A 19,203-nucleotide genomic window follows, 5' to 3' on the forward strand; every position below is an offset into this window, starting at 1 on the left:
CACTTCCAGGGCACCTTTCCCGCACGCTCCCTCACTTCTGGGGCACCTTTGCCAAACGCTCCCTCACCGGAAGTGAGGGAGCGTAATGGGTAAAAGCCCCAGAAGTGAGGGAGCGTCGGGGAAGGCGGGCGGGTGGGCGTCAGAGGTGGAGTGATCGGGCAGCCAGTTCAAGCCTGACGTCCGCAGCTGTTTCACCCCCGCCGTCTGTTTCACCCCCACCGTTGCTCGGCCCTGCGTCGGCGCGCCGGGGAACGGGCAGGCCCAGGTGTTCGCGCAGCGTGCTGCCGGCGTACTCGGTGGGGTACACGCCGCGGGCCTGCAGCTCGGGGACCAGATGGTTGACGATCTCATCCAGGCCCGTGGGGACCAGCCAGGGCGAGATGTTGAAACCGTCCACGGCACCCGTGGCGGCGTAACCGGCCAGCTTGTCTGCCACCTCCGTGTAGGAGCCGGAGAACGTGGCGTCGACCCGGCTGGTCCTGCTGCTCACAAACTGCCGGATGGACAACCCTTTGTCCAGCGCCTCCGCCCGCCACTGGTCCGCCAGCTGCCGGGCCTTGGCGCCGTGGAAGCCGCTCCCCCGGGTCTCCGAGGTTTCCGCCACCACGGGGTCGATGTCCGGCAGAGGACCGTCGGGATCGTAGGCGGAGAGCTCCCGGCCCCAGAACTGCTCCAGGTAGGCGATGGCCTGCTGCGGGCCAATTTGCAGGCTGCGGACCCACGCCTTTTTCTCGGCTGCTTCCTTTGCCGTGGCCCCGAGAATGAACTCGCTGGCGGGCATGATCTGCACGTCATTGGGGCCACGGCCGGCGTTGACTGTCCTGGCCACGATGTCACGCCTGAACGTCAGTGCCGCCTCCAGGGCGGGGTGGGCCGAGAAGATGACATCCGCCTGCCTCGCCGCAAAGTCACGGCCCTCCGGGGAATCCCCGGCCTGGAACAAGATGGGCCGGTGCTGGCCGCTGGCGGGCAGCCGGGGCGCATAGTCCACCGAGTAGTGCTGGCCCTTGTGCCCCACCGGCCGCACCGCGCCCGGTGCCAGCCAGGCCGGGGCCGTTTCCGAGGAGGCAATGGCGTCCGGTTCCCAGCTGTCCCACACCAATTTCGCTGTCTCCACGAAGGCCTCGGCATGACGGTAGCGGTCGGCATGGTCAAGGTAGCCGCCGCGGCGGAAGTTCTCCCCCGTCCAGGCGTTGTCCGTGGTGACAATGTTCCACGCCGCCCGCCCTCCGGAGAGCAGGTCCAGGCTGGCCAGCCGGTGCGCCAGGTGGGCGGGGTCGTTGTAGGTGGTGTTTTGCGTGGCCACCAGGCCAATCTTGTTGGTCACGGCCGCCAGCGCGGCCAGCATGGTCTGGGCATCCGGGCGGCCCGCCACATCAAGGGCGTGGGGGCGGCCCAGGTGCTCGCGCAGCCGCAGCCCCTCGCCCAGGAAGAATGCTGCGAAGAGCCCGCGCTCGGCGGTCTGGGCCAGGTGCCGGAAGGATTCAAAGTCGGTTTGCGAACCCGATTCTGCGGCCTTCCACACGGTGCCGGAGTTGACCCCCTGGAAGAAGACGCCAAACTGCAGCTGCCCGCTGGGGACGAATCCGTTGCCAATCCCGCTGTTTTCACTCATGGTCTTCTCCTTGCTCTTGGGTGGTTGTGTTGCGGTTGGCGGGCCGGGCCAGCCCGAGAAGGTCCCGGAAGGTGGCATCGGGGCCCACCGGGGCCAGCACTCCGAGCCGGCGCAGCTGCGGCAGGACCTGCCGCGACAGTTCGTCCAGGTCCACGTCCAGCACGGCCGGGTGCAGCCGCACGCCGTCGGCCTCGGCAAGAATCTCCGCCAGCAGTTCCACAAGTCCGGCGGTCCCGCCTGTGTAGCGGGCGCGGCTGCTGGTCCATGGAGTGTGTGAATCCAGTTCGGCCACGCGATCTGCGGCGCTTTGGCCACGGGCGTCGAGCACCACGTCCAGCTCGGCAATGACCGCCACGGCACCCTGGGCCCTCTCACGCACCCGAACGGCCTCGGCTGCCAGTGCCTCCGTCTCCGGTGCCGTGAACAGCACGGCATCGATTCCTGAGTCCAGCGAGCCGCCCAGCAGCCCGGCCGGGGCCAACACGGGCAGCTGCCCCTGCAACGGCCGCGGAATGATGGCCGGCCCCTTGACCGAATAGCCCTGGCCGGGAAAATCGAGGCCCGTTTCAAAGTCGGCATAGTGGAGCTTGCCGACGTCCAGGTAGCGGCCGGAGTCGACGTCGCGGATCACCGCACCGTCCTCCCAGCTGTCCCAGAGGCGGCGGCCCACCTCGACGGAGGCGGCGGCCTCGGCCGCCAGTGCCGCACCTTCCACGGCCGGACGGCCCACGGCGGAGCCCTCCGCCTCCGTGCCCCCGGCCGCAACGAGCCAGCCGGCCCGGCCGCCCGAGACGTAGTCCAGGCTGGCCAGCTGCGTGGCCACGTGGAAGGGCTCCGTGTAGACGGTGTCCACCTCCGGCACCAGCACAATGCTGTGCGTCAGGGGCCCGGCGAATGCTGCCCGCTGAACGGCATCGAGCCGGCCCCCAATGCCGGCCCGGGCATCCAGCGGCCCATCGGAGAACGTTGCGACATGGAAGCCCGCGGATTCCGCCGCCAGCACGGTGTTGCGGATGCGGTCCCCCGTGAGCAGTTCGGCGGGTGCGTGCCGGGCGGCGCGCCAGGCGGCCGGGTGGGCGCCGTCGCCGTCGAGCTCAAGGGCCAGGAATCCGCGTGCCTGCGCTTCGGCGGCGCTCACTTGGCGGCCTCGCGCTCAAACGGGGTCTTCTCGCCTGCAGCGATGGCAACCGGCAGGTGGTTCTCCGCCGGCGGCAGCGGGCAGGTGGCCAGGCCGGTGTAGGCGCACGGCAGGTTCACGGCCCGGTTGAAGTCAAGGATTGCCGCGCCTCCCTCCGCCGGGGCGGCAAACGCCAGGGACCTGTTGGCAGCGTAGGTGGTGTCCCCCGATGTTTCGTCAGTGAACAGCACCTGAAACGTGCCCGGCGCGGAACCGTTGAACGCGGTCAGTGCCAGTTCCTGGCCGCCGCAACGGAACCGCACTTCACCGGGTGCCTCGTACACGTGCTGGATGCCTTCGACGGCGGCGCCCACGGTGGTTTCGCGGGGCTTGCGGAACGGGATGTAGGTGGCTGCGAGCGCGAACTGAGGGTCCGGGGCGTAGGCAGGCGTGCCCCTGTGGTTGCGCAGCAGGGCGTTGTTGGGGTTGCGCGGCCGCAGGATGTACTCCCCGCCGCGCTTGGCCAGCTCCAGCACGGAGTCGCCAAAGCCGAGGTTGATGCCGTCGCGTTCGGCGATGGGCCCGAACACGAGCTCGCCGTCCACATTCAGGTTCCCGGGTGTGTTCAGTTCCACGCCGTCACGGAGCAGGCTGTCGCCGGCATCCAGGGTGAGGTGGACGGCGTCGTCCTGGATGCGCCACGTGCCCGGCGCCCCGGCGAGCGCCGTGGCCTCGGCCGTGAGCCAGTGGAGGTCGGTGATGGCCAGGATGCCATGGGGGTCGCGGCGTTGCTGTTCGTGGGCGCTGTGCCATTGTTGCCAGTCGGCGTCGAACAGGGACTGGCGGTTTTCAGTGGCTGAGGCTGTGGACATGGTTGCTCCTGTGGGTGAGGTGGTCGGCATGGATGGTGGCTGCGGCGTCGGGTTCCTTGGCGCCGGCGAAGGCCGGGCGCCCGGCGTAGGGGTCGCCGGGTTCCCAGAGTGTGGTGGGTGCCGCGGCCCTGACGGCGGGGACCACGTCGGTGGCGAACCGGGCCAGCAGTTCCAGTTGCTGCTCGAACGGCAGCGTGGTGGGCAGGGAGATGGATTGCAGGTCGTGGCCATACAGTTCGTGGTAGCCCAGGATCTTGTCGATGAGCTGTTCGGGACTGCCCACAAGGGCGGGTCCTTCGGCAATGGCGTGGTCAATGTCGCGGTACGGGGAGTTGTTCCCCGGCACGTTGCGCCCCACGGTCAGCGCCTCATACACGGGACCGAACTGGCGCTTGGCCTCCTGGGTGGTGTCCGCGATGAACAATCCGCCGGCGCCGCTGCCCGAGCCCAGGTACTGGTGCCGGGGGTCGTGCCCGTGCCGCTCGTACTCCTGGCGGTAGTGGTCAATGAGCACCTTGTAGTTTTCGCGGGGCTGGATGGCGTTTGCCGTGAACAGGGGGTCCCCCCATTCGGCGGCGAGCGCGGCGGAGGCCAGGGAGGTGGCGGAGCCGTGCCACACCCGGGGCGCCCCGGCGTAGGGGCGCGGCGTGGTGGTGGTGGGGACCGTCAGGGAGGGCCGGAACTGGCCGTGCCAGGTGACTCCTTCCTCGCGCCACAGCCGGTGCAGCAGGGCGTACTTTTCCTCGAGCAGATCCCACAGGTTGTCCAGTGACAGGCCAAAGAGCGGATACTGCAGCGCCTCGTTGCCCTTGCCGATCACCAGTTCCAGCCGTCCGCGGCTGAGCTGGTCAATCGTGGCGTAGTCTTCGGCAACCCGAACGGGGTCAAGCACCGAGAGCACCGTGACCCCGCTTTGCAGGCGGATGGTGCTGGTGGTGGCTGCAATGGCCGCAAGGACGGTGGTGGGCGAGGAGGAGATGAATTCCCCCGCGTGCCGTTCCCCCACGGAGAAGCTGTCGTAGCCGAGCTCCTCTGCCAGCTGTGCGGTCTGCACCACCTGGTTGAGCCTGTCCGCCGTGGAGACAATTTCCCCCGTCACCGGGTTTTTCAGGTGCGGGATGATGTCAAGGACCTGGAATTTCACTTGGCGCCTGCCTTGTAGTTGGCGGCCGTGACGGTTTCCGAGGCCGGGAGGGCTTCATCGGACAGGCCCCAGCGGGCCAGGACCTTGCCGTAGCTGCCATCCTTGATGACGGCGTTCAGGGCGTCGGTGACGGCCGGGGCCAGGCCGTTGTCCTTCAGGGTGGTGGCCGCCACGAGGGTTTCGTTGGGCCAGCCGGCGTTGACCTTGCCCACGATCTTCAGGTCTTCGCGGGTGTTGGCCCGGTAAACGGCCGACGGGTACGGAGTGATGTTCAAATCCGTGCGTCCCGAGCCCAGGGCCAGGATGGTGTCCGCGTCGGAGGAGTAGTACTGCAGTTCTGCCGGGGCCTTGCCCTTGGCCTCAAGTTGCTTGTTCCAGGCGAGCAGGATCTTTTCCTGGTTGGTGCCCGAGCCCACGGAGATTTTCAGCCCGGAGATGTCATCGGACCCCTTGATGTCGTAGCTGGAGCTGCTCTTGGCTTCAAAGGCCATGAACGCGGCCCGGTAGGTGGAGAAATCAAAGAGCTTGACGCGGTCGGCGTTGATGCCCACGTTGGAGAACACCACTTCAAGGTCCCCCGACTGTGTCTTCAGCGGCCAGTTTTCCCACGCGGTGACCTGCACGTCGAGTTGCAGGCCGAGCTTGTCCGCGACGAGCTGGGCCAGGTCGATTTCCGAGCCGATGGGTGTGGTGTTGTCGGTTGCGTGGAAGCTCAGCGGCACGGACCCGGCCGTGGTTCCCACGGTGAGCTTGCCGTCCTTGGAGATGGCAGCCGGCACCTCCGCCGCCAGTGCCGGGTCTTTTTCGGCGCGGATGCGGTTTTGCTCCGGGGAGCTGTTGTAGCTGATCCCGTTGGCGGCGGGTTTCGCAGCATCGGCGGCGGAGGCTGCGGCGCCGGGGTCCGAGCAACCCGTCAGGACTGTGATGCCGGCCAGGACGACGGCGGGGAGTGCTGTGAGGGTGCGAAGGCGTGGGTGTTGCTGTTGCATGGCTGCGTCCTTAGATGTTGAAGGCTGGTTCGATGATTTTGGAGAGGAAGCCCTTGGTGCGTTCTTCCTGGGGGTTGGTGAATATTTCTGCCGGCGTGCCGCTTTCCACGATCTGGCCCTGGTCCATGAACACCACGGTGTCTGCCACGTCCCTGGCAAAGCCCATCTCGTGCGTGACGATGACCAAGGTGGTGCCGGAGGTGGCCAGTTCCCGGATCACGTCCAGGACTTCGTTGACCAGTTCCGGGTCCAGGGCGCTGGTGGGCTCGTCAAACAGCAGGATCTTCGGGTCCAGGGCCAGGGCCCTGGCTATGGCAACGCGCTGTTGCTGCCCTCCGGAGAGCTGCCGCGGGTAGGCTGCGGCCTTGTCCAGCAGGCCCACCCGGTCCAACAACTCCAAACCACGACGGCGGGCCTCGGCTTTGGTCCTGCCCTGCGCCACGACGGGTGCCTCGGCAACGTTTTCCAGCGCCGTGAGGTGGCCAAAGAGGTTGAAGTTCTGGAAAACCATGCCGATCTCGGTGCGTTGCTTCAGGATTTCCTTTTCCCGGAGTTCGTGCAGGCTCTGGCCGCGTTTCTTGTACCCCACCAGGGAGCCGTCAATGGCGATGTAGCCCGAGTCCACCTTTTCCAGGTGGTTGATGGTGCGCAGCAGCGTTGACTTGCCCGATCCGGAGGGGCCCAGGATGGCCGTGACGGACCCCGGCTCCACCGTCAGCGACACGCCCTTCAGGACGTGCAGGGCGCCGAAGCTCTTGTGGACGCCGGTGATCTCAACCAGGCCGCGGGTTGCGGCCGGGGCTTGGGCTAGGGTGGCGGTCATGTCAGCTCCTTGGCATTGTTGCGGATGGTGAAGAACTTCCTGGCCTTCTGCAGGGGCGTCAGGGGCAGCGTGCGCACTGCCCCCTTCGCGTAGTGCCGCTCGATGTAGTACTGGAAGACGCTCAGCACCGAGGTGATGACGATGTACCAAAGCGTTGCCACGAGCAGCAGCGGCAGGACCTGCTGTGTGCGGTTGTAGATGACCTGAACCGTGTAGAACAGTTCCGAGTAGGCCAGGACGTAGACAATCGAGGTGCCCTTGACCAGGCCGATGATCTCGTTGAAGGCCGTGGGCAGGATGGAGCGCATGGCCTGTGGCAGGACGATTCTTGTGGACCGCCGCCAGGCCGGGATGCCCAGTGCGGCCGCGGCCTCCAGCTGGCCCTGGTCCACGGAGAGGATTCCGCCGCGGATGATCTCAGCCGAGTACGCCGCCTGGTTCAGGGTCAGCCCCAGGATGGCCGCGGCAAATTGGCTGACCAGCGTGGTGGTCTGGACCTCGAAGAAGGTCACGCTGGTGAAGGGGATGCCCAGGCTGATCTTTTCGTAGAGGTAGCCCAGGTTGTACCAGAGCAGCATCTGCACCAGCAGGGGTGTGGAGCGGAAGATCCAGGAGAACGTCCAGGACACGGAAACCAGCAGGGGCGAGGCCGAGAGCCGCATGAGCGCCAGGATGAAGCCGAGCACAAATCCCAGGGCGCCGGCAATGACCGTCAGCTTCAGTGTTTCGCCCAGGCCGCGGACCACGGATTCGGCCGTGAACCACTGCGCCACCACATCCCACTCCCAGCGCGGGTTGGTGGCCAGCGACCACAGGACGGCCGCCACGCCAAGCGCGACGACGGCGGTGCCGACCCAGCGCCACGGGTGTTTGGCCGCGACAACCCGGTACCCCGAATAGTCGGCGGCTGCCCGCCCCTGCCCCGGGCCGGACGGCGGTTGTTGCGCGGTGCCTGTCCGTGCCCCGGTCCCGGGGCCCTCATGGCTTTGCCGGCCGGCTGTGTCCTGCCCTGTTGCGGTGGCTGCCTGCTCCACGTCCATTGGTGCGTAGCTCACGCGCCACCTCATTTCTTCCCTTGGCTGCTTGCCGTTTTTGCGGCTCCGATGGCTGCAAATCTAGGCGCCGTGGGGGCGGCGTCAAAGGCGACCGTTGCACGGGTTCATGTTCGGACGCGGGGCGTCATATGACCGTCCGTGAAGTGATGCAACGCCGCGTGACAAGGCATGAACGGGCGTGACCAAGGCACTTTTTTGGCTGCCTGCACGGCCATAGCATGGGGCTTCCAACCCCGCCTGCGGACCTGTTCATGGGCCCGCGGGCGCACCGCAAAACCAGCACGGCAGAACCAGGAGCCACCATGCCCATCCACGTCCCCACCGTCGCCTTCATTGGCGGGGGCCCGCGCACCGCCGGCCTGCTGGAACGGCTCGCCGCCAACAGGCCCGAAATGTTCGCCGGGGCACTGGACATTCATGTGGTGGAGCCCTTCTCCCCCGGGTCCGGACGGATCTGGCGCCTTGACCAGGACCCCGGGCTGCTGCTCAATTCCATGGCCGGGGACGTGACCATGTTCACCGATGCCTCGGTGGTGTGCGAGGGACCGGTCGCCGACGGGCCGGACCTGGCGCAGTGGGCTGCCGAGGTGGCCGCCGGTTCGCTGCCGGATGCCCCCGTGCTGCCGCCGCACCTGCTGGCCCAGGCCGCCGGGCTGGGCCGTTCCTCGTTTCCCACCCGCCAGCTCCACAGCGCCTACCTGGAGTGGTTCTTCCGCCGGGCCGTGGCTGCCCTGGCACCGCAGGCCAGCGTCACGGTCCACGGCGACTCCGCCACGGAACTGGCCCCCGGGCCCGCTGGCGGCTGGCTCATTCGGCTGGCAGGGGGCAACACCCTGGCGGCCGACGTGGCGGTGCTGGCGCTGGGCCACAGCGATGCGGAGGTGCACGGGCGCTCGGCGGAATTCGCGGACTTCGCCGCCCGCCATGGCGCCTTCCATGCGGCCCCCGCCTACACCACCGACGTTGACTACTCGGCGCTGGCCCCCGGCCAGGACGTGATTGTCTCGGGCATGGGGCTGGCCTTCATTGACCTGTTGGTGCTGTTGATGGAGGGCAGGGGCGGACAGTTCGTGGAGAAGGACTGCGGCGGCCTCGACTACCTGCCCTCCGGCCGGGAGCCGCGGCTGTGGGCCGGCTCCCGCCGCGGCGTCCCCTACCATTCGAAGATTTCCGCGGAACTGCGCGGCCATGCGCCCGGCCCCGCCCGCTTCTTGTCACCGGATGCCGTGTCGGGGCTGTTGGCCGGGCACAGTGAGCTGGACTTCCGCACCCAGCTCTGGCCGCTCATGGCCAAGGAGGCCGCCCATGCCTACTACCTGGAATTGTTCACGGGCAGCCCGGAACGGGTGGCCATGGACTGGGCCGGTTTTTCCGCCTCCTTTGCCCGTCTGGACTGGAACAGCGCCGGGATGGCCCGGCTCGTGGCCGCGGCCGTGCCCGATCCGGCGCTGCGGCTGGACTTTGAAAGCCTTGACCATCCGCTGGAGGGAACGCCCCTGGAGCGCCCGGACAGCATTGCCGCCGCCGTGGTGGCCCACATTGAACGTGACCTGAATCTGCGTGACGGCGGTGAAAACCCGGAAACACTTGCACTTTTCTTGGGCCTGCTGCGGGTCTACATGGACGTGGCGTCCATTGTTCCGGCCCACCGCCTGACGGCAGCATCCCAGGCAGCCGTGCACAGCTGGTGGCACGGCTTCTTCAGCTTCATGGACTCCGGCCCTCCGCCGCACCGGCTGCGCCAGGTGCTGGCCCTCCACCGGGCGGGGTTGCTGGAATTCCTGGGCCCGGGGCTGGGCGTGCACACGCAGGAATCGACCGGCCTGTTCGTGGCCCGCCACGCAAACGGCAGCCAGGCGTTGACCGCCGCAGCCTTCATCGAAGCCCGGCTGCCCGCCCCGACCGTGGCCAACTCGGCCAATCCCCTGCTCGCCCACCTCCACGCCAGCTCGCTTGGCTCGGAGCAGCTGCTGCTCACGGCGGACGGCACGGTCTCCACGGGCCGCCTGCTGGTCACGGCCGAACACCGGCTGGTTGGCCGAAGCGGGGAACCGGCGGAGGGGCTGTTTGCCGTGGGCCCGGGCACCTCGGCGTGGGCGTCCGGCGCCTTTGCCCGGCCCGGAAGCAACGCAGCGCCCTTCCGGGAAAACGACGCCCTGGCGCGGAAGGTCCTGCACACCCTCACGGCACATGCCGATCTCGCACTTCTCAGTGGAAGGACACAATCATGACAACTCCCCTGGACACCGAGGACTTCACCGTCCTCTCCCTGCCCCTGGATGATCCTCGCGTGCGCCCGCTCCTGGACGAACTGGCTGTGGAGTACGAGAGCCGCTACGCCGACCTCTTCGGCGAGGGCAATGCCGCCAAGGAGCTGGAAAAGTATCCGGCCGCGGAATTTGCCGCACCCGGCGGTGGCCTGCTGATCCTGCAGGAGGCGGGCGAATCCGTGGCGGGAGGTGCCTTCCGGCGCTATGACGCGGACACCGCCGAGTTCAAGCGCATTTGGACGCACTCGCGCCACCGGCGGCGAGGACTGGCCCGCAAGGTCCTGGCGGAACTGGAGGACAGGGCCGCCGAGCTGGGCTACCGGCGCGTCTACCTGACCACGGGCCCGCGCCAGCCGGAGGCCCGCGCGCTCTACCTCAACACGGGATACGAACCCCTGTTCGACGTCGACGCCCCGCCGGCCACGCTGCAGTTCCTGGCATTCGCCAAGGAGCTGCCGCGCCCGTCACAGGGGTGAGGCGGCGTCTGTGGCGCCAGGACGGCCACGCCTTCCGCCTGCCCGGGGGCAGCTGTTAAGATCCGCCCCTTGTGCACAAGGCTCGGATCTTAACAGCTGCCCCCGGACGAGAAATAACTGCCCCCGGACGTCACACGACTGACGGTTCACGGTCCAGGCGCTGGCTGATGACGGTTGAGACGCCGTCGCCCCTCATGGACACGCCGTACAAGGCGTCGGCCACGTCCATGGTGCGCTTTTGGTGGGTGATGATGATGAGCTGGCTGGACTCGCGCAGTTCCTCGAAGATGGTGATGAGCCTGCCCAGGTTGGTGTCATCCAGCGCCGCCTCCACCTCGTCCATGACGTAGAACGGCGAGGGGCGGGCCTTGAAGATGGCCACGAGCAGTGCCACCGCCGTCAGTGAGCGCTCCCCGCCGGACAGCAGCGAGAGGCGCTTGATCTTCTTGCCTGCCGGGCGCGCTTCCACCTCGATGCCTGTGGTGAGCATGTCCGAGGGGTCTGTCAGCACCAGCCGGCCCTCACCGCCCGGGAAGAGGCGTCCGAAGACGCGTTCAAACTGGGCGGCGGTGTCGGCGTAGGCGGCCGTGAAGACCTCCTCGACGCGGGCGTCCACTTCCTTGATGATGTCCATGAGGTCCTTGCGGCTGGACTTGAGGTCCTCCAGCTGCGTGGAAAGGAACTGGTGGCGTTCCTCCAGCGCGGCAAATTCCTCCAGCGCAAGGGGGTTGACCTTGCCCAGCGCGGCCAGGTCGCGTTCGGCACGCTTGAGCCGCTTTTCCTGTTCCTCGCGCACAAACGGGGTGCCCTCGCGGATCTCCGCACCGGAGTCGTCCACCTCCACGCGCAGTGCCGCCCACTTGTCGGTGACCTCGCCGGGCCCCAGGGGAACCAGCGTGTCCGGCCCGTACTCCTTGATGAGGTGGTCCACGGACAGGCCCAGTTCCTCGATGGACTTGTTCTCCAGTGTTTCGATGCGCAGCTTCTGCGCCGCCCGCGCCATCTCGTCCTTGTGCACGGTGTCGGTCAGCCGGGCCAGTTCCTTCTCGGATTCCACAGTGGCGCTGCGCACGGCCATGAGGTCCACCTCGCGCGCCGCACGCTCCTCCTCGGCCGCGTCGCGGTGCTGTTCGGCCAGCTCGATCGACGCCTCCACAAACTCAATCACCTGGGCGGCTGCGGCGGCCACGGCGGCGGCCTTGCTTGCCTGGAACAGCCGGCGCTGGGCCCGCTGCGCCGCCTGTTCACGCGCCATGCGCTCCGTCGCGGCGGCGCGCTCCAGCCCGGCGGCCCGGGTGCGCACCGTGTTGAGCGCCTCCTCGGTGCTGCGCAGCGACAGCCTGGTTTCCATTTCCACGGCCCGTGCGGCAGCTGCGGCAGCGGCAAGCGTGTCGCGCTCCTCCATGGAAGGCCCGACGTCGGCCGGCGCCTCCTGTGCCTTGGCCAGCCGGCCGGCAATTTCCTCCAGCGAAGCCTGCTCGCGGGCCAGGTTGGCGTTTGCCGCATCCAGGGCCTGGGCATGGCGTTCCGACTCGCCGGCGGCGGAGCGCAGCGTGGCGCCGAGCGCGCCGAGCCGTTCGGCCACGGCGGCAAGGCGGGCATCGGATTCGTGCAGCGCGGCCAGCGCACCGGATTCCGCCTCGGCCAGCCCGGTGCGCCGTGCCGCCAGCCCGGCCAGGGCAAAGCGTGCCTGCTCGCCGCGGGCCGTGGCCGCCCGCAGCTGCGCCTCGGTTTCATCCACGGCGGCCTGCAGTTCCAGCAGCGACGGCGCCGTGGCCGACCCTCCCCGGACCCCGTGGGTGGACATGACGTCGCCTTCGGCAGTCACGGCGGTCAGCCCGGCGTGGTGCGCCAAAACTTGCTGTGCCGCGGCCGCGTTGGGCACCAGCACCACCCCGGCCAGCAGCCTGTCCAGCGCAGGGCCCAGCCCGTCCGGGCCCTGCACCTGGGTGCGCGCCACGGCGGCACCGGACACGGCACCCGCGGCGGCCACGGCTTCCTGTTGCAGTTCGGCAAGGCGTGCCAGCTCCGCAGCTTCCCCGTTTCCGGGCGCACCAGTGCCAAAGCCGCCGGCCAGCACCAGGGTGACCCGTCCGGCGTCGTTGTTCTTGACCAATTCCAAGGCATGCAGAGCGGCCGCGGCATCGGCCACGGCAACTCCCTCGGCCGCGGCGTCCAGGGCGGCCGCGATGGCCGTCTCGTGGCTCGGGACCACATGGATGAGCTGGGCCATGGACGCCATGACCCCCTCCGGCCGGGCCTCCAGCAGGTGGGCGCCGGCATCCTTGCGCAGCAGGCCCACGGCAAGTGCATCCCGGCGGGCCGTCAGGGAGTCGCGCTCACGCTCAGCGGCGAGCTGCCCGGCCGTGGCGTCCTCAATCTGGGCATCCAGTTCGGCCAGGGCGCCTGCGGCAGCCTCGTAGTCGGTGTCGAGGCGCTCCTCGCCGGCCTCCACCCCGGCCACCTGCGATTCCAGTGCCGCAAATTCCTCCGCGGCTGTGCTGTGCCGCTCGGTGCCGGCGGCCTTGCTTTGGTGCAGGCGGCCGATCTCCGCCTCCGCGGACTCCACGCGGGAACGGGCCGAGGACACCTTGCCGGCCAGCCGGGCCAGACCCTCGCGGCGGTCGGCCGTGGCGCGCAGCTGCTCGCGGACGCGCTGCTCCTCGGCGCGCACCGCGGCCTCGGCATCTTCCTTGATTTCCATGGCCGTCTCCAGCCCATAGCGCCGTTCCTCCAGCGCCAGGTCCAGCTCGGCCTCTTCCTCGCGCAGCCGCGCTGCCTGTCCGGCCAGCTTGTCGGGGTCCCGGCTGGGGTCGGGGGCGGCCTCCTGCGAGCCGAGGTGGCGCCGGCGCTCGGCCGCCAGCATGCCCAGGGCCTTGAGCTGCTCGCGGGTTGAGCTCAGCTGGTACCAGTTGTCGCGGGCGGCGTTGAGCACGGGGGTTGCCGCGGCGGCTGCCTGCTCCAGCGCGGCCTGCCGCTCCCGTCCCTCCTGCAGTTCCTTTTCCACTTGTTGGCGGCGCTGCTTGAGTGCCAGCTCGGCTGCCTCGTCGCGTTCGACGGCGGTGCTCAGGCTGACGATGTCGTCGGCCAGCAGGCGGGCGCGGGCGTCGCGGACGTCGAATTGCACGGACTGGGCGCGGCGCGCCACGGCTGCCTGCTTGCCCAGGGGCGTCAGCTGGCGGCGGATCTCCCCCGTCAGGTCGGTGAGCCGGGCCAGGTTGGCGGACATGGCGTCCAGCTTGCGCAGCGTCTTTTCCTTGCGGCGGCGGTGCTTGAGGATGCCGGCCGCCTCCTCAATGAAGCCGCGGCGTTCCTCCGCCGTGGCGTGCAGCACCTTGTCCAGCTGGCCCTGGCCCACAATGACGTGCATCTCCCGGCCCAGGCCAGAATCGGACAGAAGCTCCTGAATGTCCAAAAGCCTGCAGGCTGTGCCGTTGATGGCGTATTCGGAGCCGCCGGCCCGGAACAGGGTGCGCGAGATGGTGACCTCGGCATAGTCGATCGGCAGGGCGCCGTCGGCGTTGTCTATGGTGAGGGACACATGGGCGCGGCCCAGCGCGGGCCGGCCGGAGGTGCCGGCAAAGATGACGTCCTCCATTTTGCCCCCGCGCAGCGTTTTTGCACCCTGCTCGCCCATGACCCAGGCCAGGGCGTCAACCACATTGGATTTGCCCGAACCGTTGGGGCCCACCACGGCAGTTACGCCGGGTTCAAAGTCAAAGGTGGTGGCCGAGGCGAAGGACTTGAATCCGCGCACTGACAGGCTCTTTAGATGCAAACTGTTTTCTTCTCCTGCGCCGGACTGTTCTTCACTGTCCAATCTACCGTGGAATTGCCCCACCCACCCGGGATGGCCCGGCGTGTATGCAGTGTGGCGCATGTGCGTGATGGCACCTACAAGGTGCATAGTTAAGGTTGGGTCTTGATCTGCATGGGGGGCCGTTCACGGCAGTTCCCGCCCGCATCACGGCAAGGTCACCGGAATCTTTTCGGTGCCGTCCCACCCGAACTCCACAAGAAAAAGGCTGGAACTTGATCGGCAACGCTACTTTTCGTCACCACAACACCGCCTTGCTCGCGGTCTCAAGCGTTGAGGCCCCGGTAGTGGTCAAGTCCAGCGACTTTGACGCCCGGCTGGCCCCGAGCCTGAAGCGGCTGCGGCTCTCCAAGCGCTTGCTGGAGCGGGTTGCGGGCGTTGAGGAGCGGCGCTGGTGGGCCCCCGGAACGGACTTTGACGACGCCGCCATTGAGGCAGGCGCCAAGGCCCTGGCGGAGGCCGGCATCGAGGCCGGCCAGGTGGGCCTGTTGATCAACACCTCCGTGACCCGCCGCAACCTTGAGCCGTCAGTGGCTGTGAAGGTCCACAACGGCCTGGGCCTGCCTTCCTCCGCCATGAACTTTGACGTGGCCAATGCGTGCCTGGGCTTTGTCAACGGCATGACCCTGGCCGCCAACATGATTGATTCGGGCCAGATCAAGTACGCCCTGATCGTGGCCGGCGAGGACGCCCAGGCCACCCAGGAAACCACCTTCAAGCGCCTCAATGCCGAGACGTCCACGCGCGAGGACTACCTGCGCGAATTCGCCACCCTGACCCTGGGCTCCGGCGCCGCCGCGGCCGTCATGGGCCCGGCCGACCTCCACCCGGGCGGCCACCGGATCATCGGCGGCGTCTCCCGCGCCGGCACCGAGCACCACGAGCTGTGCGTGGGCGGGCCCGACGGCATGTTCACGGACACCAAGGGCCTGCTGGACAATGGCCTGGAACTGGTCACCGATGCCTGGCACGAGGCCCACACGGACGGCTGGGAGTGGCGCTCCATGGACCGCTACGTCACCCACCAGGTCTCCAACTCCTACACGAACGCCATCATCAAGTCGGTCAACCTGGTCAAGGGCCGCGTGCCCATCACGTTCCCCAAGTGGGGCAATGTGGGCCCGGCCTCCCTGCCCATGACGCTGGCGCAGGAATCCCAGAGCCTGAACCCCGGCGACCGTGTGCTGTGCATGGGCGTGGGCTCCGGGCTGAACACCGCGATGATGGAAATTGCGTGGTAGCAGTGGCTTCCGTGCAGTCCACCCTTCCGCAGCCGTGGCCCGGGGTGGAAGCCCACTGGCGCCGCACCCTGGCCGTCCCCTCAACCTCCGCAGTTGACGGCCCCGGCGCCTCCCGCCACTGGCACTTCCTGGACAACCGGGACGACGTCCTGGCCACCGGCATGGAGCCCGTGGGCACCCTGCTGTGCGTGCACGGCAACCCCACTTGGAGCTACCTCTGGCGCACCCTGCTGGCCGGCGCCACCTCCCCCGAAACCCTCGCCGCCGGCGGCCCGTGGCGCGTGGTGGCCGTGGACCAGTTGGACATGGGCTTCTCCGAGCGCACCGGCACCTTCCGCCGCCTCGAGGACCGCATCAACGACCTCTCCGATTTCACCGCCGAACTGGGCCTCACTGGCCCGGTGGTCAGCGTGGGCCATGACTGGGGCGGGCTCATTTCCCTGGGCTGGGCAAACCTCCACCGCGAGCAGCTGGCCGGCGTGGTCCTGACCAACACGGCCGTGCACCCCTCCGGCTTCTCCCTCCCGCCGGCCCTGCAGCTGGCCCTGCACCCCGCCGTGCACAAGTGGGGCACGACGACGTCTTCCGCATTTTTGCGCGTCACGCACGGGCTCGCCCAGCCGGCCCTGGCAGACGATGTCCGCGCCGCATTCATGGCCCCGTACAAGACAGTGTCCCGCCGCGCCGGCGTGGGCAACTTCGTCGCCGACATCCCGGCAACCCCTGAACACCCGTCATGGGCAGCCCTGGATGAGGTCTCCTCCGGCATCCGCACCCTGGATGTGCCTGCCCTGATGATGTGGGGGCCCAAGGACCCCGTGTTCTCCGACCGCTACCTGCGCGACCTGGCCGCCCGCCTGCCGCAGGCCGATGTGCACCGCTTTGAGGGCGCCAGTCACCTGGTCCAGGAAGACCGCGACATTGCCGCGCCCGCGTTTGCCTGGCTGGCGGCGAACTGCCTGCCGGGATCAGTGGTTTCGACAAGCTCAACCACCGAGGCAAGCTCAACCACCGGGGCAAGCCCGGCTACCGGCTTCGTGCCCATGCTGGCCGAGCTCGACGCCCGGCGCGGAGACGCCTCCACGGCTGTGGTGGACATGCTGCCTGAGGGCGGCACAAGGTCGCTGAGCTGGGCGCAGCTGGCCCGCGACGTGGACGACCTCGCCGCCGGCCTGCGCGAGCTTGGCATCACCGCCGGCAAGCGGGTCAGCCTGCTGGTGCCCCCGGGCATCAACCTGACCACGCTCATTTACGCCTGCCTGCGCCTGGGCGCCGTCATTGTGGTGGCCGACGCAGGCTTGGGCACCAAGGGGCTCAGCCGCGCCATCAAGGGCGCCGGGCCTGACTTCCTCATCGGCATTGACCGCGCCCTGGCCGGGGCCAAGCTGTACAACTGGCCCGGGACCAGGATTGCGGCTGAGGACTTCACGCCGTCCACCGCGAACACCAAGAAGGCTGTTCTGGGCGTTGCCGCAACCGTGCCCCAGCTCATGGCCAACGGACGCGTGGTGCGCCTGGCCGGAAATGCCGTGCGGTTTGCCCCGGTTGACCCCGATGCCGATGCGGCCGTGCTGTTCACCTCCGGCTCCACCGGACCGGCCAAGGGAGTTGTGTACACGGGCCGCCGCCTGGCCGCGATGCGCGACACCCTCAAGGACACGTACCGGCTTGAGGCCGGTACTTCCCTGGTTGCCGGCTTTGCGCCGTTCGCCCTGTTGGGCCCGGCCCTGGGCGCCACCACGGTCACCCCCGACATGGACGTGACCGCACCGCGCACGCTCACGGCCACAGCACTGGCAAATGCCGCGGCGGCCGTGGACGCCACAGTGGTCTTTGCCTCCCCCGCCGCCCTGGTCAACGTCATGGCGACCGCAGCGGAACTGACGGATGCCCAGCGCACAGTAATGGCCGGCGTCGAACTTGTCCTTTCGGCAGGCGCACCGCTCGGGGTGGCACTGCTGGAGCAGGTGCAGCAGCTGGCCCCCAACGCGGCACTGCACACCCCGTACGGCATGACTGAGGCCCTTCCGGTGACCGACATCGACCTGCCCGGGATCCGTGCTGCGGGCGCCGGCAACGGCGTGTGCGTGGGGACGCCTGTCAGCGGCGCGTCCGTGGCGATTGCCCCGCTCGACGCCGACGGCGCGGTTCTGGCGGAAGCCACCACGGGCGCCGGCGTGACGGGCGAGATCCTGGTGTCCGCCCCGCATGTGAAGGAGCGCTATGACCGGCTCTGGATCACCGAGGCGCACAGTTCGTACATTCCCGGCTGGCACCGCACAGGCGATGTGGGCCACCTCGACGCCGAGGGGCGCCTGTGGGTTGAGGGGCGCCTTGAGCACATCCTGTCCACGCCCGCCGGCGTGAAGACGCCCGTTGCCGCCGAACAGGCCGCACAGGGCGTTGCCGGTGTGGCGCGTGCCGCCGTGGTGGGCGTGGGCCCGCTGGGCACACAGGCCGCCGTGGCAGTTGTTGAGACCCTGCCTGCCGTGAAGCGTGCCGGTCTGGCACCTGCCGGGCTGGCGGCCGAGGTCCGGGCGGCCTCTGCCGCCGCCGGCGTGCCGCTGGCCTCCGTGCTGCTCATTGACGCCATGCCGACGGATGTGCGGCACAACTCCAAAATTGACAGGGCCCGGCTCTCGCGCTGGGCCGCGAAGGTGCTTTCCGGCGGGAAGGCCGGCAAGCCTTGACGTCCGGCGGGCCGGGCACGGAGCCGGGCACGGGCCCTGGCGTGCAGCGGCGGGTCCTGGTGACCGGCGCCAGCGGCATGCTGGGACGGGCCGTTGCCCAGCTGCTCCACGACCGCGGCTATCTTGTCCGCACGCTGCAGCGCCGCCCCGTCGACGCCCCCTGGGAATCAATGCAGGGCTCGGTGGCCGACCCCGACGTGGCGGCAGCCGCGGTGGAGGGCATGGATGCCGTGGTGCACCTCGCGGCCAAGGTTTCCTTCACGGGCGACTGGAACGACTTCGTCACCACCAACATCGTGGGGACCAGGCAGCTGATTGCCGCGGCAAGGCATGAGGGGCTGCGTGACTTCGTGTTTGTCTCCTCCCCGTCGGTGGCGCACTTTGGCTCCTCCATTGTGGGTGCCGGCGCCGGTGCGGCGGACCCCGCGCTGGCCCGCGGCCACTATGCACGGTCCAAGGCCGCGGCCGAGGAAATCGCCCTCGCCGAGGACTCCCCCGAATTCCGGGTGGCCGCGATCCGGCCCCACATTGTGTGGGGACCGGGCGACACCCAACTCGTGGAGCGGGTGGTGGAACGCGCCCGCGCGGGGCGGCTCCCGCTGCTGGACGGCGGCCGCGCCCTCATCGACACCACCTATGTGGACAATGCGGCCGAGGCCATTGTGCGCGGGCTCGAACGCATGGACCACGCGCACGGCCAGGCCCTGGTGGTCACCAACGGCGAACCACGGGCCGTGGGCGAACTCATCGGCGGCATCTGTGCCGCCGCCGGCGTGCGTGCGCCCGGCTACTCCGTGCCGGGCTGGCTGGCCCGCGGGGCAGGTTCCGTCATTGAAAAAGCATGGACTGCTGCCGGCGCCCGCGGCTGGGTCAAGGATGAGCCGCCCATGACCCGCTTCCTGGCCGAGCAGCTGTCCACCGCGCACTGGTTCGACCAGCGCCACACCCAGGCCGTGCTGGACTGGACACCTTCAGTTTCCCTCGATGAGGGCCTGGCCCGGCTGGCCGAGCACTACCGCCGGCAGTAGGAAGCTGCACGCCGGCACGCCGGCACGCCAAAGGCCCGGCACCAGGTTCCTGGGGCCGGGCCTTTG

General features: G+C 68.8%; 13 protein-coding genes. 5 read left to right on the plus strand and 8 right to left on the minus strand.

The window, feature by feature from the left end; genetic code table 11:
- Positions 1–139 precede the first annotated feature (139 nt).
- The 7 genes from PCK14_RS12720 to PCK14_RS12750 are packed head-to-tail and all read right to left on the minus strand — an operon-like array spanning position 140 to position 7,615.
- Positions 140–1,615 (minus strand): NtaA/DmoA family FMN-dependent monooxygenase, encoded by a 1,476-nt coding sequence (locus PCK14_RS12720; RefSeq protein ID WP_269938875.1) that lies wholly within the window; start codon positions 1,613–1,615, stop codon positions 140–142.
- Positions 1,608–2,753, minus strand: a complete 1,146-nt coding sequence (locus PCK14_RS12725) for an LLM class flavin-dependent oxidoreductase (RefSeq protein ID WP_269938876.1) — start codon at positions 2,751–2,753, stop codon at positions 1,608–1,610. The genes PCK14_RS12720 and PCK14_RS12725 overlap by 8 nt, the downstream gene beginning before the upstream one ends.
- Positions 2,750–3,604 (minus strand): DUF1684 domain-containing protein, encoded by an 855-nt coding sequence (locus PCK14_RS12730; RefSeq protein WP_269938877.1) that lies wholly within the window; start codon positions 3,602–3,604, stop codon positions 2,750–2,752. The genes PCK14_RS12725 and PCK14_RS12730 overlap by 4 nt, the downstream gene beginning before the upstream one ends.
- The gene (locus PCK14_RS12735; RefSeq protein WP_269938878.1) at positions 3,582–4,748 is read right to left on the minus strand and encodes an LLM class flavin-dependent oxidoreductase; all 1,167 of its coding nucleotides are present in this window, start codon (positions 4,746–4,748) and stop codon (positions 3,582–3,584) included. Before PCK14_RS12735 ends, PCK14_RS12730 begins: the two co-directional genes overlap by 23 nt.
- Complete coding sequence (locus PCK14_RS12740; RefSeq protein ID WP_269938879.1) at positions 4,745–5,737, minus strand: ABC transporter substrate-binding protein; 993 nt, start codon at positions 5,735–5,737, stop codon at positions 4,745–4,747. Before PCK14_RS12740 ends, PCK14_RS12735 begins: the two co-directional genes overlap by 4 nt.
- Positions 5,738–5,747: 10 nt before the next feature.
- Entirely contained in the window at positions 5,748–6,560 is an 813-nt protein-coding gene (locus tag PCK14_RS12745) for an amino acid ABC transporter ATP-binding protein (protein WP_269938880.1), read from the minus strand.
- Positions 6,557–7,615: an amino acid ABC transporter permease gene (locus PCK14_RS12750; RefSeq protein WP_269938881.1), complete on the minus strand. Its 1,059-nt coding sequence runs from the start codon at positions 7,613–7,615 to the stop codon at positions 6,557–6,559. The genes PCK14_RS12745 and PCK14_RS12750 overlap by 4 nt, the downstream gene beginning before the upstream one ends.
- A gap of 302 nt (positions 7,616–7,917) precedes the next feature.
- On the opposite strand from PCK14_RS12750, the gene PCK14_RS12755 reads away from it, so the two are divergent.
- Positions 7,918–9,846, plus strand: a complete 1,929-nt coding sequence (locus tag PCK14_RS12755) for an FAD/NAD(P)-binding protein (RefSeq protein ID WP_269938882.1) — start codon at positions 7,918–7,920, stop codon at positions 9,844–9,846.
- Positions 9,843–10,361, plus strand: a complete 519-nt coding sequence (locus PCK14_RS12760; RefSeq protein WP_269938883.1) for a GNAT family N-acetyltransferase — start codon at positions 9,843–9,845, stop codon at positions 10,359–10,361. Before PCK14_RS12755 ends, PCK14_RS12760 begins: the two co-directional genes overlap by 4 nt.
- Positions 10,362–10,491: 130 nt before the next feature.
- Here PCK14_RS12760 and smc read toward each other — a convergent pair whose 3' ends face one another.
- The gene (smc, locus tag PCK14_RS12765) at positions 10,492–14,139 is read right to left on the minus strand and encodes a chromosome segregation protein SMC (protein WP_269938884.1); all 3,648 of its coding nucleotides are present in this window, start codon (positions 14,137–14,139) and stop codon (positions 10,492–10,494) included.
- A gap of 254 nt (positions 14,140–14,393) precedes the next feature.
- Here smc and PCK14_RS12770 point away from each other — a divergent pair, with 254 nt between their 5' ends.
- Genes PCK14_RS12770 through PCK14_RS12780 form a run of 3 tightly spaced genes read left to right on the plus strand, consistent with a single transcriptional unit; the run spans position 14,394 to position 19,137 of the window.
- Entirely contained in the window at positions 14,394–15,419 is a 1,026-nt protein-coding gene (locus PCK14_RS12770; RefSeq protein WP_269938885.1) for a 3-oxoacyl-ACP synthase III, read from the plus strand.
- Complete coding sequence (locus PCK14_RS12775; RefSeq protein ID WP_269938886.1) at positions 15,413–18,109, plus strand: alpha/beta fold hydrolase; 2,697 nt, start codon at positions 15,413–15,415, stop codon at positions 18,107–18,109. Before PCK14_RS12770 ends, PCK14_RS12775 begins: the two co-directional genes overlap by 7 nt.
- On the plus strand, positions 18,106–19,137 hold the full coding sequence (locus tag PCK14_RS12780) for an NAD-dependent epimerase/dehydratase family protein (RefSeq protein WP_269938887.1): 1,032 nt from the start codon (positions 18,106–18,108) through the stop codon (positions 19,135–19,137). The genes PCK14_RS12775 and PCK14_RS12780 overlap by 4 nt, the downstream gene beginning before the upstream one ends.
- Positions 19,138–19,203 lie beyond the last annotated feature (66 nt).

The sequence above is a fragment of the Arthrobacter sp. HY1533 genome (genome assembly GCF_027568515.1).
Lineage (GTDB): Bacteria > Actinomycetota > Actinomycetes > Actinomycetales > Micrococcaceae > Specibacter.

What these genes read in the sequence shown, in the direction of transcription:
- PCK14_RS12740 (WP_269938879.1), bottom strand. Translation starts at nt 5,737, where the DNA reads ATGCAACAGCAACACCCACGCCTTCGCACCCTCACAGCACTCCCCGCC.
- PCK14_RS12755 (WP_269938882.1), top strand. Translation starts at nt 7,918, where the DNA reads ATGCCCATCCACGTCCCCACCGTCGCCTTCATTGGCGGGGGCCCGCGC.
- PCK14_RS12730 (WP_269938877.1), bottom strand. Translation starts at nt 3,604, where the DNA reads ATGTCCACAGCCTCAGCCACTGAAAACCGCCAGTCCCTGTTCGACGCC.
- PCK14_RS12745 (WP_269938880.1), bottom strand. Translation starts at nt 6,560, where the DNA reads ATGACCGCCACCCTAGCCCAAGCCCCGGCCGCAACCCGCGGCCTGGTT.
- PCK14_RS12760 (WP_269938883.1), top strand. Translation starts at nt 9,843, where the DNA reads ATGACAACTCCCCTGGACACCGAGGACTTCACCGTCCTCTCCCTGCCC.
- PCK14_RS12720 (WP_269938875.1), bottom strand. Translation starts at nt 1,615, where the DNA reads ATGAGTGAAAACAGCGGGATTGGCAACGGATTCGTCCCCAGCGGGCAG.